Annotated in this window: 10 protein-coding genes; 5 read left to right on the plus strand and 5 right to left on the minus strand. The window is 75.1% G+C overall.

Annotated elements, in window-relative coordinates; genetic code table 11:
• Nucleotides 1–97: 97 nt before the first annotated feature.
• Nucleotides 98–1,474: an MFS transporter gene (locus AC5WAM_RS32700; RefSeq protein WP_495519738.1), complete on the plus strand. Its 1,377-nt coding sequence runs from the start codon at nucleotides 98–100 to the stop codon at nucleotides 1,472–1,474.
• A gap of 3 nt (nucleotides 1,475–1,477) precedes the next feature.
• Here AC5WAM_RS32700 and AC5WAM_RS32705 read toward each other — a convergent pair whose 3' ends face one another.
• Genes AC5WAM_RS32705 through hmgA form a run of 3 tightly spaced genes read right to left on the minus strand, consistent with a single transcriptional unit; the run spans nucleotide 1,478 to nucleotide 4,848 of the window.
• Nucleotides 1,478–2,677: a type ISP restriction/modification enzyme gene (locus AC5WAM_RS32705; protein WP_366789612.1), complete on the minus strand. Its 1,200-nt coding sequence runs from the start codon at nucleotides 2,675–2,677 to the stop codon at nucleotides 1,478–1,480.
• A gap of 25 nt (nucleotides 2,678–2,702) precedes the next feature.
• Nucleotides 2,703–3,452 (minus strand): GntR family transcriptional regulator, encoded by a 750-nt coding sequence (locus AC5WAM_RS32710; RefSeq protein WP_366789613.1) that lies wholly within the window; start codon nucleotides 3,450–3,452, stop codon nucleotides 2,703–2,705.
• Nucleotides 3,453–3,504: 52 nt separating this feature from the next.
• Nucleotides 3,505–4,848 carry a homogentisate 1,2-dioxygenase gene (gene hmgA, locus AC5WAM_RS32715; protein WP_495519739.1) on the minus strand — a complete coding sequence of 448 codons (1,344 nt, stop codon included), beginning with the start codon at nucleotides 4,846–4,848 and terminating at the stop codon, nucleotides 3,505–3,507.
• 140 nt (nucleotides 4,849–4,988) lie between these two features.
• Between hmgA and AC5WAM_RS32720 the strand changes: the two genes are divergently transcribed.
• Nucleotides 4,989–5,621 (plus strand): TetR/AcrR family transcriptional regulator, encoded by a 633-nt coding sequence (locus AC5WAM_RS32720; protein WP_309248711.1) that lies wholly within the window; start codon nucleotides 4,989–4,991, stop codon nucleotides 5,619–5,621.
• 73 nt (nucleotides 5,622–5,694) lie between these two features.
• Complete coding sequence (locus AC5WAM_RS32725; protein ID WP_495519740.1) at nucleotides 5,695–7,947, plus strand: molybdopterin oxidoreductase family protein; 2,253 nt, start codon at nucleotides 5,695–5,697, stop codon at nucleotides 7,945–7,947.
• A 54-nt stretch (nucleotides 7,948–8,001) separates the two neighbouring features.
• Here the strand turns inward: AC5WAM_RS32725 and AC5WAM_RS32730 are convergent, their stop codons facing one another.
• Nucleotides 8,002–9,267: an MFS transporter gene (locus AC5WAM_RS32730; protein ID WP_495519741.1), complete on the minus strand. Its 1,266-nt coding sequence runs from the start codon at nucleotides 9,265–9,267 to the stop codon at nucleotides 8,002–8,004.
• Between the two features lie 6 nt (nucleotides 9,268–9,273).
• Nucleotides 9,274–10,845 carry a CitMHS family transporter gene (locus AC5WAM_RS32735; RefSeq protein ID WP_495519742.1) on the minus strand — a complete coding sequence of 524 codons (1,572 nt, stop codon included), beginning with the start codon at nucleotides 10,843–10,845 and terminating at the stop codon, nucleotides 9,274–9,276.
• Between the two features lie 325 nt (nucleotides 10,846–11,170).
• Here AC5WAM_RS32735 and AC5WAM_RS32740 point away from each other — a divergent pair, with 325 nt between their 5' ends.
• Both AC5WAM_RS32740 and AC5WAM_RS32745 read left to right on the plus strand, forming a co-directional pair.
• Entirely contained in the window at nucleotides 11,171–12,559 is a 1,389-nt protein-coding gene (locus tag AC5WAM_RS32740) for an aldehyde dehydrogenase family protein (protein ID WP_495519743.1), read from the plus strand.
• A 99-nt stretch (nucleotides 12,560–12,658) separates the two neighbouring features.
• On the plus strand, nucleotides 12,659–13,738 hold the full coding sequence (locus AC5WAM_RS32745; RefSeq protein WP_495519744.1) for a zinc-binding dehydrogenase: 1,080 nt from the start codon (nucleotides 12,659–12,661) through the stop codon (nucleotides 13,736–13,738).
• Nucleotides 13,739–13,754: the final 16 nt, after the last annotated feature.

Here is a 13,754-nt window from a genome sequence, read left to right on the forward strand (position 1 = left end):
GGCGGCGACCGGGACCGCCCCCGCCGGAGCCCGGCCGGGGGGAACCCAGTCACGTGACAGAGGCGGCGCGGTCGGGGCCGTTCCTAGCGTCGGCGGCATGACTCAGCAGATCTCCGCGGCCACCGGTGCCCCGTCCGCCGACGACGGTGGGCGGACGCGCTGGGCGCCCGTCGTCGTGATGGCCCTCGCCATGCTCATGGTCACCCTGGAGCTCAGTCTGTCCGCCGTGACGCTGCCCGCGATCGGGGACGACCTGGGCGTCGGCTCCTCCGCCACCCAATGGGTGCTGCTCGCCTACGCGTTGCCCACCGCCGCCCTCGCCCTGCCCGCCGGGCGCTGGAGCGACCGCGTGGACCTGCGCGCGGTCTTCCTGCTCGCGACGCCCGCGATCGGCCTGACGAGCGTGCTCGCGGCCCTGGCCCCGAACCTGCCGGTCCTGGTCGCCGCCCGCGTGCTGCAAGGCGTGGCGGGCGCGGTCGTCGGCGCGCTGTACCTGCCGGTGGTCGCCCTGAGCGTGCCGCCCGAGCGCCGGGGCCGCGCCATGGGCCTCATCGCCACGATCATGCCGCTCGGCTCCATGGGCGGCTCGTCGCTCGGCGGGGCCGTCGTGGACGCCTACGGGTGGCGGCCGGTGTTCCTGCTGAAGGTCCCCGTGCTGATCGCGGTGGTGTGGCTGGGCGCGCGGCTGATCCCGCGCGGCGACAAGGGCCTCGCGCCGCCGAGCCGTTCGCTGGTCGCGGACGGGGTGGTGCTCGGCGCCGCGGTCACGGCGCTGCTCGTCGCCTTCGACCGGGTGGACGCGGACGCGCCCGTCGCCGCCGGCGTCGCCGCGGCCGCCGCGGTCGCGGGCGGCCTCGGGTGGGCCCGGCTGCGCACCGCCCGCCCCGTCCTCGACCTGCTGCGCCGCCCCGGCGTGGGCCTGCCCGTGCTCGCCCTCTTCCTCAGCGGCACCTTCACCGGCCTGTCCTACTTCCTGCTGCCCTACTACGTCGCCGACGTCCTGGACGCCGGGGCGTCCCTGACCGGCCTCGCGATGACGTTCTTCATCGGCGCGGTGGCGCTCACCGCGTCCCTCGGCGGGTCGCTCGCCGACCGCTTCCCCAAGGAACGCGTGGGCGCGGCGGGCGCCGCCCTGACCGCGCTCGGGGTGCTGAGCATGCTCACGCTCGGACCGGACGCGGGCCTGTGGGACATCGGCTGGCGGCTCGCCGTGACCGGGGTGGGGCAGGCGCTGTTCGGCACGCCGGTGAACCTCGGCATCCTGGAGGCGACCCCGGCGGAGCTCGTCGGCACGGCCGGCGGTGTCACCAACACCTTCCGGACCCTCGCGTTCACGGTGGGTCCCGCGGTGGCCGCCCTCGCCTACGGGACGGGCGGCGCGGGAGTGCCCGGCTTCCGCACCGGGATCGTGCTCCTCGCCGTCCTCCAGGCGCTCGGCATGGTCGCGCTGCTGCTGGGGCGCCGCCGCGCCTAGCCCTCAGAGCAGGGCGAACTGTCCCTCCGGCCCCTCCTCGTGGTGGTCGAGGACCGAGGCCGGGCGCCGGGCCGCCGCCGGGACGGGCAGGACGCCCGCCGCGTGCAGGTCGGCGGCCGTGAGCGCGTCGGCGGGGGAGGGGTCCGGGAGCGCCGGGAGCTCCGCGAGGAGGGCGAGGACCGTGATCAGCTCAAGGAGCTGCGAGGTCCAGGCCTGGGGCCACTCCGCGGGCCGCAAGGCCTCCAGGGTGCCGGGCTCCGCCGGGGCCGTCCGCCGCTCGAACCACAGCTCGATGACCCGCACCCCGCTGACCCGGAAGTCCCACGCGCCCGCGGGCACGGGCGAGATGAGCCCGCCCTCGCCGACCCGCAGGGCCTCGTCCCCGGCGTCGTAGGCGAGCCCGGAGGGCCGTGCGGGCAGCGGCGCCCGCACGTACGGCCGCCGTCCGCCGGGCAGCTTCGGCCGCTCTCCCGAGGCCCCGCGCAGCTGGAGCCGGAGCGCGCGCCGCCCCAGCTCCACGCCCCGCGCCCAGGCGTCGGCGGCGGACGTGAGCGGCACGACGGGGCCTGCGGGCGTGGCCCGCGCGGCGACCAGGGTCCAGGCCAGGAAGTCCTCCGGGGCGACACCCGTCCCGTACAGCCGGGAGAGGTGTTCCAACAGACCTGATAGAACGTTCGTTTCAGTGCCACCAGGACGTCGGTAGAGCGGGCGGATGCGGCCGGGCCGCCCGGCGGGGGAGCGCCCGTCCGGCAGTACCGCGGAGGCGAGCACCGCGGGCCCGGCGTCCGCGTCGGGGACGTACCCCTGCTCGGTGAGGAAGAGCTGCCCGGCCCCCGCCACCCGCCACAGCTCGGGGCGGGCCGCGTCGAGGAGGCGGTGGTCGGGTATCAGCCACTGCTCGTCGAAGGGGCCGTGCAGCACCCGGACGGGTTCGGCGCAGGGCCCGTGCTCGCGGGCGAGGCGTCCCGTGCCGCCGCCGCACCCGGGCAGCTGGGCGACCGAGGTGTGCAGGGTGCGCGCCCGGGTCGGCCCGAACAGCGCCTCGCGCCCGGCCGCGTCGGCGCGGACGAAGGCGTCCCAACGGGCCCTGAGGGACGCGGCGTCGGGCGCCATCGGCCACCCGCGCCCCGGCCGGAGCGGCGCGACGGACCACGGCATGAGATCGGCGAGCGGCGGCGCGTCGTCGTACGTCACGCCCGGCATCGTACGACGCGCCGGGAGGCGGCCATCAGGTCGCGTCGAGCGTGACGGTGAACGAGAAGCGGTCGCCCCGGTACTGGATCCGGGCCACGTCGAGCGCCCGGCCCTCGGTGTCGTAGGTGATGCCCGTGTAGTGCAGGATCGGGCTGAGCAGCGGCACTTGGAGCAGCCGGGCCGTCTCCGGGTCGGCGAGCCGGGCCTCCACGGTGTCGGTGATGCGCGAGATCGCCACGCCCACCACGTCGCGCAGGACCTTCGTCATCGGCCAGCGCTCCAGGTCGGTCGGGTCGATGCGCTCGGCGAGGTCGGGAAGCACATGGTTGCGCGCGTGGTTGGTCGGCTCGCCGGTCCTGGCGTCGCTGCGCAGCCGGTGGTACGTGGCGACCTCGCTGAGCCCGGGGAAGTGCTCGGCGACGTCGGTGGGCACCTGCTCCCGGCCGTGGGACAGGAGCTTGGTGTCCATGCCGGACTGCTGCGCCACGATGGCGTCGACCGAGCCGAGCAGGCGCACCGGCGAGCCGCGCCGCACGTCCGGCTCGATGAACGTGCCGCGCCGCCGGTGCCTGCTGATCAGGCCCTCGTCCTCCAGCTCCTTGAGGGCCTGGCGCATGGTGAGCACGCTGACGCCGTAGTGCCCCGCCAGCTGCTCCTCGGTGGGAAGCCGCAGCGGGGCGTCCGGCGCCCGGCCGAGTATCGAGGCGCGCAGCGACTGCGAGACCTGATACCAGAGCGGCAGCTTTCGGTTCAGGACGATCGAGTCCGGGGCGAAAGCGGTCACAGGGAACTCCGTACTTCCGAGACGACGCGGACAGCGGCCGGAAGTGGTGGTGCTACGGCCGGAAATGACGCTCCAGACCCTGCCACACGTCGTCGTACCCCCGCTGCAGATGGTCCGCCGAAGCGGCCTGCCCGGTGGCGGTCACCGGCCAGCGGGTCTCGAACATGAACGCGAGGCCGTCGTCGATCTTCTGCGGCTTCAGCTCCGCGGCGCTGGCCTTATCGAAGGTCTCCCGGTCGGGGCCGTGCGCCGACATCATGTTGTGCAGCGAGCCGCCGCCCGGCACAAACCCCCCCTTTCCGGCGGCCTTGGCGTCGTACGCGCCCTCGATCAGGCCCATGTACTCGCTCATCACGTTCCGGTGGAAGTACGGCGGCCGGAACGTGTCCTCGCCGACCAGCCAGCGCGGGGCGAAGACCACGAAGTCGACGCCCGCGAGGCCCGGGGTGTCCGAGGGCGAGGTGAGCACCGTGAAGACGGACGGGTCGGGGTGGTCGTAGGAGATGGTGCCGATGACGTTGAAGCGGCGCAGGTCGTACACGTACGGCACGTGGTTGCCGTGCCAGGCGACCACGTCGAGCGGGGAGTGGTCGTACGTCGCCGTCCAGAGGTTGCCGCAGAACTTGTTGACGACCTCGACCGGGCCCTCGACGTCCTCGTACGCGGCGACGGGGGCCAGGAAGTCCCGGGCGTTCGCCAGGCCGTTGGCGCCGATCGGGCCGAGGTCGGGGAGCTGGAAGACCGCGCCGTAGTTCTCGCAGACGTATCCGCGGGCACTCTCGTCGAGCAGCTCGACGCGGAAGCGGACGCCGCGCGGGATCAGGGCGACGTGGCCGGGCTCGGCGCGCAGCAGGCCCAGTTCGGTGCGGAGCAGCAGGCCGCCCCGCTCGGGGACGACGAGCAGCTCGCCGTCGGCGTTGCTGAACACCCGGTCCATGGAGGCGTTGGCGTGGTAGAGGTGCACCGCCATGCCCGTGCGCTGGGTCGCGTCGCCGTTGCCGCCGAGGGTCCACAGGCCGGCGAGCCAGTCGGTGCCGGGGGCGGGCTCCGGCAGCGGGTTCCAGCGCAGGCGGTTGGGGTCGGGCACGGTCTCGGCGAAGGGGGCCGTGCGGATCGCGCCGTTGTCGGTCCGGGTGAACGCGGGGTGGGCGGCCGACGGGCGCATGCGGTACAGCCACGAGCGGCGGTTGTGGGCGCGCGGCTCGGTGAACGCGGTGCCGCTCAGCTGCTCCGCGTACAGGCCGAGGGGGGCGCGCTGGGGTGAGTTGCGGCCGAGCGGCAGGGCGCCGGGGACGGCCTCCGAGCTGTGCTCGTTGCCGAAGCCGGAGAGGTAGGCGAGCCCCTCCGCGAGCTTGCGCGCGTTGCCCCTGTCGTCCTTCGGCTGGTCCCCGCTCATGACAGCTCCCTCGGCTCCCTGGCCCACGACGGGCCGCCGCCGGCGTCCTCGCCAACGATTCCTATGGAACACCGTAGGATTCGTCATTTCCCCGCGCAAGAGGGATCCGTGAAATGTGAACGGTGCTCTACCCTCCCGGGGTGCGTGACTCCCCTGGACCGCGTGACCCGAACCCCGCCGCCGCCCTGCGCCGCAGCCCCGTGCAGCGCCGCAGCGCGGAGCGCCTCGACCGGATCCTCGACGCCTGCGCCGCCCTCCTCGACGAGGTCGGCTACGAGGGGCTGACCACCCGGGCGGTCGCGGTCCGCGCGGGCGTGCCCATCGGCTCGGTCTACCGCTTCTTCGACAACAAGCGCGCCCTGGCCGACGCCCTCGCCCACCGCAACCTCGACGCCTACGCCCGCCGGGTCACGGCACGCATGACGGCCGTGCCCCGCGGCGATCTGCGCGGTGCCGTCGAGGCCGCCTTCGACGAGTACCTGCTGATGAAGCGCACCGTGCCCGGCTTCGGGCGGGTCGACTTCGGCATTCCGTCGGCGCCCGAGGCGATGCCCGACGCCAACGAGACCGTCGCCGACCGCGTCGCCCGGCTCCTCGCCGGGCACCTCGGCCGCCCGCTGGACGCCCGGCTCCGCCGCGCCATGCTCGTCAGCGTCGAAGCCGTCGACGCCCTGCTCCAACTCGCCTTCCGCGCGGACCCGTTGGGCGACCCGGAGCTCGTGGCCGAGACGCGGACCCTGCTGTACGCGTACGTCGAGCGGGCGCTCGGCTGAACCCTGGTGCCGTACGTACCGGTCGGTATGCTGAGGGTGCTCCGCGCCTCCGCGCCCCGCCCCGGGAGGGCCCATGACCCGCACCGCCCCGCGCATCTGCCCGCTCTGCGAAGCCACCTGCGGCCTCACGCTCACCGTCGAGGGCACGCGCGTGACCGGCGCGCGCGGCGACCGCGCCGACGTCTTCAGCCGCGGCTTCATCTGCCCCAAGGGCGCCTCGCTCGGCGCGTCCGACGCCGACCCCGACCGGCTGCGGCGGCCCCTCGTCCGCACCGGCGGACGCCTCGCGGAGACGAGCTGGGACGAGGCGTTCGCCGCCGTCGCCGCGGGCCTGCGCCCCGTCGTCGAGGCGTACGGACCGCACGCGGTGGGCGTCGTGCTCGGCAACCCGAACGTGCACACCATGGCGGGCGCCCTGTACCCGCCCGTGCTGCTCGGCGCCCTCGGCACCCGCAGCCTGTTCACCGCGAGCACCGTCGACCAGATGCCCAAGCACGTCTCCTGCGGCCTCCTCTTCGGCGACCCGCTGGCGATCCCCGTGCCGGACCTGGACCGCACCGACCACCTGCTCGTCATCGGCGCCAACCCCCTGGACTCCAACGGCAGCCTGTGCACCGCGCCCGACTTCCCCGGCAGGCTCAAGGCGCTGCGCGCCCGCGGCGGCCTGCTCACCGTCGTCGACCCGCGCCGCACCCGCACCGCCCGGATCGCCGACCGGCACCTGGCGATCCGGCCCGGCACGGACGCGCTGCTGCTCGCGGCCATGGCGCAGGTCCTGTTCGCCGACGGCCTCACCCGCCTCGGCGCGCTCGAAGACCACGTCACGGGCCTCGGCGAACTCGCCGATGCCGTGCGGACCTTCACCCCCGAGGCCGTCGCCACGGCCTGCGACGTGCCCGCCGCCACCATCCGGACCCTCGCCCACGAACTCGCCGCGGCGCCCACCGCCGCCGTGTACGGCAGGGTCGGCGCGAGCACCGTCGCCCACGGGACGCTGACCTGCTGGCTCGTCGACGTCCTGAACGTCCTGACCGGCAACCTCGACCGGCCCGGCGGCGTCCTGTTCCCGCTCTCCGCCACCGGCCGGGCGCCGCGCCCCGCCGGGCCCGGCCGGGGCTTCGCGCTCGGCCGCTGGCGCAGCCGCGTGAGCGGGCACCCCGAGGCCAAGGGCGAACTGCCCGTCGCCGCGCTCGCCGAGGAGATCGACACCCAGCCCCGCGTCCCGGACAGCGGCCTGGGCGAGAGCCCCGTCCGCGCCGTCATCGCCATCGCCGCCAACCCCGTCCTGTCCGCGCCCGACGGCAACCGCCTCGACAAGGCCCTGGAGTCCCTGGACTTCATGGTGAGCGTCGACCCGTACCTGAACGAGACCGCGCGCCACGCCCACGTCGTGCTCCCGCCGCCACCGCCCGCCCAGAGCGCCCACTTCCCGTTCGCCTTCAACGCCCTGGCCGTGCGCAACCAGGTCCGCTACACCCGCGCCGCCGTGCCCCTGGAGGCGGGCCGGATGCCGGAGACCGAGATCCTCGCGCGGCTGGTGCTCGCCGCGACCGGCGGGCACGGCACCGACCCGGCCGCCGTGGACGCCCTGGTCATCGAGCGCACCCTCGCCGAGGCCGTCGCCGCCCCGCACACGCGGGTGCACGGCCGCGACCCCGCGGACCTCGCCGCCCGGCTCACCGGGGAGAGCGGCCCCGAGCGGCGCCTGGACCTGATGCTGCGCCTCGGCCCGTACGGCGACGGCTTCGGCGCGGACCCGGAGGGGCTGAGCCTGGCCCGCCTCCTCGACCACCCGCACGGCATCGACCTCGGGCCGCTCGCCCCGCGCGTCCCGGAGATCCTCAAGACCCGCAGCGGGCGGATCGAGCTGCTGCCCGGCCCGATCGCCGCCGACCTGCCGCGGCTGGCCCGCGCGCTGCGCGAGACGCCCGCCGAGCTCGTCCTCGTCGGCCGCCGCCATCTGCGCTCCAACAACAGCTGGATGCACAACGTCCCCGCCCTCACCGGCGGCTCCAACCGCTGCACCCTGCACGTCCACCCCGGGGACGCGGCCCGGCTCGGCCTGGCGGACGGCCGCCCCGCGCGCGTGACGGCCGCGGGCGGCGAGATCGAGGCCCTGGTGGAGGTCACGGACGCGATGCGTCCCGGGGTGGTGAGCCTGCCGCACGGCTGGGGCCACGACCGCCCCGGCACCCGGCTGACCGTCGCCGCCGCCGACCCCGGAGCCAACGTGAACCAGCTCCTCGACGGCAGCCTCCTCGACCCGCTGTCCGGCACGGCGGTGCTCAACGGCTTCGCCGTGCGAGTCGCTCCGCTCGCGCCCTGAGCCGGAGGAGCGCCCGGCGGGGAGCGAGGGCCTGACCCGGGCGGGCCGGGGCGGTCACGCTGCGCGCCCCGCCGCCCCCGCGGCCACGCACAGCAGGACGCCCAGCGTGACGAAGGGGGCCGCCGCCCCCGCCACCCCGGCGATGAGGCCCGCCCCGGCCGGCGCGGCGACCTGGCCGAGCCGGTTGCCGGTGAGCCGCAGCGCGAGGGCCGTGGAGCGGGCCCCGGCGGGCGCCGCCTGGACCACGGTCGTCATCGACAGGGGCTGGCCGACGCCGAGGCAGAACCCGAGCAGCGTCAGGACCGCCCCGAGCGCCCAGACGGGCAGCGGCAACGCGACCCCGGCGCACAGGAGTCCGGCGGCGGCGCAGGTGCCCGCGATGAGCGCGCGGCGGCCGAGCAGCCGGATGAGGGGCGTCATCACGAGGCGGCAGGCGATCGTCGCGCCCGCGCGCAGGCCGAGCAGGATCCCGACGGTCGCGGGCGCGATGCCCCGGTCCTCGCCGATGACGGGCAGATACGCGGTGAGGATGTCGGTGGCGGACAGCACGGCGAGACTGATGAACATCCCCGCGGGCACACCACGGGCGCCCAGGATGCGCAGCACGGAGACCCCGGGCCCCGCGGACGCGTCGGCCTCCGGCGCCGCCGAGGCCCCGCCCGCGGACGCCCCGGCCCCGCACCGAGGCTGCTCCAGACGCCACAGCGACGTGCAGGACACCGCCGCGACGCCCGCCGCCACCACCAGGGCGAGGGCGCTCGTGCCGCCCGTGTCGCCGCCGATCAGCGCACCGGCCGCCAGCGGGCCCACGAGCTGGCCGAGGGAGGCGCCGATGGTGAAGTGTCCGAAGTTCCGGTCCCGTTCGGCGGGGGCCGACCGGCGGGCGACGATGGACTGCGCGCCGATGACGAAGCAGAGGTGGCCGAGGCCCATCACCCCGCTCCACGCGGCGAGGGCGCCGAGCGAGCCCGAGGTGCCGCCGAGCGCGCAGCCGCCCGCGATCAGCGCGACGCCGAGGAGCAGCAGCGGCGCGCACCGGCCGTGGTCGGTACGGCGGCCGAGCGGCACCGCCACGAACAGCGGGAGCAGCGCGTACACACCCGCGATCACCCCGACGGCCCGCTCGTCGGCGCCCAGCGCGAGGGCCCGGTAGGAGACGGCGGGCCGCGCCATCGAGACCGCGGCCTGCGCGCAGCTGAAGGAGATGACGAGCCGCAGCAGCCAGCCCCTGTCCCCGCGCGGCCGGGCCTTCTCCTGCCCGGCCGGGTTCTCCCCGGCCGGGGCCTTCCGGGCCGCGCGCGGGCGACGTGTCCGAGGCATCACGGCTCAGATGATGCCGAACAGGATCCCGGACCCGAGCACCACGAGCGAGGTGAGCACCGCCCACTTGACCGTGAACCGGGTGTGGTCGCCGAACTCGACCTTGGCCATGCCGACGAGGACGTACACGGCGGGCACGAGCGGGCTCGACATGTGCAGGGCCTGCCCCGCGATGGAGGCGCGGGCGATCTCGATGGTGGAGACGCCGTGCGCGTTGCCCGCCTCGGCGAGCACCGGCAGGACGCCGAAGTAGAAGCCGTCGTTGGACATGAAGTACGTGAGGGGGATGGAGAGCAGACCGGTGACCAGGCCCATCTGGCCGCCCATGCCGTCCGGGATGGCGTTCACGAGCCAGTCGGCCATGTGGTCGACCATGCCGGTGCCGGTGAGCACGCCGGTGAAGACGGCGGCGGCGAAGACCATGCCGGTGACGTTGAGGACGTTCTCGGCGTGCGCGGCGATGCGGGCCTTCTGGTCGGGCATGTGCGGGAAGTTGACGGTGAGGGCCAGGGCCGCGCCGAGCAGGAACAGGACCGGGATCGGCAGCCACTCCATGATCATGGCGGTGAGCAGCAGGACGGTCAGGCCCGCGTTGAACCAGTAGAGCTTGGGCCGCAGGGTGGGGCGGTTCGGGTCGAGGCCCTGGAAGCCGTCGTCGTCGGGGTCATCCGTGGAGGGGCCGTCCGAGGTGGGGCCGTCCGAGGTGGGGCCGTCCGAGGTGGGGCCGTCCGAGGTGGGGCCGCCTGCGGGGGAGTCGCCCGTGGAGGTGGCGCCCGGAACGAGGTCACCCGCACAGGAGCCGCCCCCCGTGGAGCCCGCGCGGGAGCCCGCCGTGGAGCCGCCCGCCGACCCGCCGCCCTTCACGAAGCCGACCCGCTCCGCCCCGGCCCCGTCGCCGCCTGCGCCGACCAGCACCGGCTCGCCCGCGACCGTCCCGGCCTCCAGGACCTCGTCCAGCGAGAGCACCCCGAGGCGCTTGCGCTCCCGCAGGCCGAGGGCGTACGCGAGGACGAAGACGGCGACGAGGCCGACCGCGAGCGCGGGGATCATCGGCACGAAGATGTCGCTGGCGTCGACCTTGAGGGCGGTGGCCGCGCGGGCCGTGGGGCCGCCCCAGGGCAGCGTGTTCATCACGCCGTTGGCGGTGGCCGCGACACCCGTCATGACGACGAGGCTCATCTTCAGGCGCTTGTACAGCGGGTACATCGCCGACACGGTGATCATGAACGTGGTGGAGCCGTCGCCGTCGAGCGAGACGATCGCGGCGAGCACGGCGGTGCCGACGACGATCCGCATCGGGTCCGCCTTGCAGAACCGCAGGATGCCCCGGACGATCGGGTCGAAGAGGCCGACGTCGATCATGACGCCGAAGTACACGATGGCGAACATGAGCATCGCGGCGGTGGGCGCGAGGTTGCCCACGCCTTCGAGGACGTAGTCCCCGAGGTGGGCGGCCTTGCCTACGAAGACGCAGAACAGCGCGGGGATGAGCACCAGTGCCGCGATGGGCGACATCTTCTTCATCATGATCAGCACCAGGAAGGTGGCGATCATGACGAATCCGAGGATTGTCAGCATGGGAGCTACCTATCGTTCACCATCGAACTGCCACCAGGTCTGGCGGTTCGGATGACCGTAGGACCCGCTTTCCAGCGTTAACAAGATGTTGACGTGCGAGCAATAAGCGCAGAACTCCAGGTCAACGCGGTGCTGTGGGGGGCCGGAGCGTTTCGTGGTGGAGGGCCGGGCCGCTCCGTGGCGGGGAGCCGGGCCGCTCCATGGCGGGGACCGGGTCGTTCCGTGGCGGGGGACCGGGCCGTTCCGCTCCGGTCGCCCGCACCGGGGCGAGGGCGCCGGAAGCGGCCTCTGGCGGCAGAAAACTATCGGCGCTAGTTTGACCCTCATGAAGCCCCACACCGGCATGTACATCGCGGGGCAGTGGCGCCCCGCCGCCACCCAGGACACGACCCCGGTGGTGAACCCGGCCGACGAGCAGGTCATCGCCCGCGTCCCCGCGGGCACCGCCGAGGACGTCGCGGCCGCGGTCCTGGCCGCGCGCGAGGCGCTCCCCGGCTGGCGGGCGACCCCGCCCGCGGAGCGCGCCGCGCGGCTCGCCGCGATCCGCGACGGCCTCGTCGCCCGCAAGGCCGAGATCGCCGGGACGGTCGCCGCCGAACTGGGCGCCCCGCTGCCGTTCGCGGAGGCCGTCCACGCCGGGGTGCCGATCCTCGTGGCGGGCTCGTACGCGGAACTCGCGGCCACCCACCCCTTCGAGGAGAAGGTGGGCAACTCCACCGTCCTCTCCGAGCCCGTGGGCGTCGTCGGCGCGATCACCCCCTGGAACTACCCCCTCCACCAGATCGTCGCCAAGGTCGCCCCGGCCCTCGCGGCGGGCTGCACCGTGGTGCTCAAGCCCGCCGAGGACACCCCGCTCACGGCCCGCCTGTTCGCCGAGATCGTGCACGACGCGGGCCTGCCCGCGGGGGTGTTCAACCTGGTCACGGGGGTCGGCCCGGTCGCGGGCCAGGCGCTCGCCGAGCACGACGGCGTGGACCTCGTCTCGTTCACCGGCTCCACGGCGGTCGGCAGGAGGATCGGCGCGATCGCGGGCGCGGCCGTCAAGCGCGTCGCCCTCGAACTCGGCGGCAAGTCCGCCAACGTCATCCTGCCGAGCGCCGACCTCGCCAGGGCCGTGAACGTGGGCGTCGCCAACGTCATGGCCAATTCCGGCCAGACGTGCAGCGCCTGGACCCGCATGCTCGTGCACGCCTCGCAGTACGACGAGGCGGTCCGGCTCGCCGCCCCGGCGGCCGAGAAGTACGCCGAGCGCATCGGCCCGCTCGTCAGCGAGAAGCAGCGCGACCGCGTGCGCGGCTACATCGACCGGGGCGTGGCGGAGGGCGCGCGCCTGGTGGCGGGCGGCCCCGAGGCGCCGCGCGAGCGCGGCTACTACGTGCGCCCCACCGTCTTCGCCGACGTCACCCCCGACATGACCATCGCCCAGGAGGAGATCTTCGGCCCGGTCGTCTCCCTCATCCGCTACGAGGACGAGGCCGAGGCCGAGGCGATCGCCAACGGCACGGTGTACGGCCTCGCGGGCGCGGTGTGGGCGGCGGACGACGCGGAGGCGGCCGCCTTCGCCCGCCGCCTCGACACCGGCCAGGTCGACATCAACGGCGGCGGCTTCAACCCGCTCGCGCCCTTCGGCGGCTACAAGCAGTCGGGCGTCGGCCGCGAACTCGGGCGGCACGGCCTGGCGGAGTACCTCCAGACCAAGTCGCTCCAGTTCTAGTTCCGCCCGCTTCTCCTGACGGCTTCCGGTCGCCTCTCCTGACGGCTTCCGGCCGCCTCTCCTGACAGCCCTTCCCACTCCTGTGGAGGTTTCGCCCCCGTGGTCCGCGCCGCCGTACTGCCCGCCATCGGTTCGCCGCTGGAGATCACCGACATCGAGCTGCCCGACCCCGGGCCCGGCCAGGTGCGGGTGCGCCTGGCCGCCGCCGGGGTCTGCCACTCCGACCTGTCCCTGACCAACGGCACGATGCGCGTGCCGGTCCCCGCGGTGCTCGGCCACGAGGGCGCGGGCACGGTGGTGGCCGTGGGCGAGGGCGTCACCCGGGTCGCGCCCGGTGACGGCGTGGTCCTCAACTGGGCCCCGTCCTGCGGCGACTGCCACGCCTGCGGCCTCGGCGAGGTCTGGCTGTGCGGCAACGCGCTCACCGGCGCGGGCGCCGTGTACGCCCGCCGCGCCGACGGCACCGACCTGCACCCCGGCCTGAACGTGGCCGCGTTCGCGCAGGAGACGGTGGTGGCGGCCGGGTGCGTCCTGCCCGCGCCCGGGGGCGTGCCCCTCGCCGACGCCGCCCTCCTCGGCTGCGCCGTCCTCACCGGCTACGGCGCGGTGCACCACGCGGCGCGCGTCCGCGCGGGCGAGACGGTCGCCGTGCTCGGCGTGGGCGGGGTGGGCCTGGCCGCGCTCCAGGCGGCGCGGATCGCCGGGGCGGCACGGGTGCTCGCGGTCGACGTGTCCGCGGGGAAGGAGGCCCTGGCCCGCGCGGCCGGGGCCACGGACTACGTGGTCGCCTCCGACAGGACGGCCCGCGACCTGCGCGACCTCACCGGCGGCCACGGCGTCGACGTGGCCGTGGAGTGCGTGGGCCGCGCGGTCACGATCCGCACCGCCTGGGAGTCCACCCGCCGCGGCGGCCGCACCACGGTCGTCGGCATCGGCGGCAAGGACCAGCAGGTCACCTTCAACGCCCTGGAGATCTTCCACTGGGGCCGCACCCTCTCGGGCTGCGTCTACGGCAACGCGGACCCGGCCCGGGACGTCCCCGTCCTCGCCGACCACGTCCGCGCGGGCCGCCTCGACCTGGGCCTGATGGTGACGGACCGGATCGGCCTGGAGGGCATCCCGACGGCCTTCGCGAACATGGAGGCGGGCAGGGGCGGCCGGGCCCTTGTGGTGTTCTGAGGGCCGCGCCGCAGCG

Source organism: Streptomyces sp. JLYT201, assembly GCF_059448825.1.

What these genes read in the sequence shown, in the direction of transcription:
- AC5WAM_RS32700 (WP_495519738.1), top strand. Translation starts at nt 98, where the DNA reads ATGACTCAGCAGATCTCCGCGGCCACCGGTGCCCCGTCCGCCGACGAC.
- AC5WAM_RS32705 (WP_366789612.1), bottom strand. Translation starts at nt 2,677, where the DNA reads ATGCCGGGCGTGACGTACGACGACGCGCCGCCGCTCGCCGATCTCATG.
- hmgA (WP_495519739.1), bottom strand. Translation starts at nt 4,848, where the DNA reads ATGAGCGGGGACCAGCCGAAGGACGACAGGGGCAACGCGCGCAAGCTC.
- AC5WAM_RS32725 (WP_495519740.1), top strand. Translation starts at nt 5,695, where the DNA reads ATGACCCGCACCGCCCCGCGCATCTGCCCGCTCTGCGAAGCCACCTGC.
- AC5WAM_RS32730 (WP_495519741.1), bottom strand. Translation starts at nt 9,267, where the DNA reads ATGCCTCGGACACGTCGCCCGCGCGCGGCCCGGAAGGCCCCGGCCGGG.
- AC5WAM_RS32735 (WP_495519742.1), bottom strand. Translation starts at nt 10,845, where the DNA reads ATGCTGACAATCCTCGGATTCGTCATGATCGCCACCTTCCTGGTGCTG.
- AC5WAM_RS32740 (WP_495519743.1), top strand. Translation starts at nt 11,171, where the DNA reads ATGAAGCCCCACACCGGCATGTACATCGCGGGGCAGTGGCGCCCCGCC.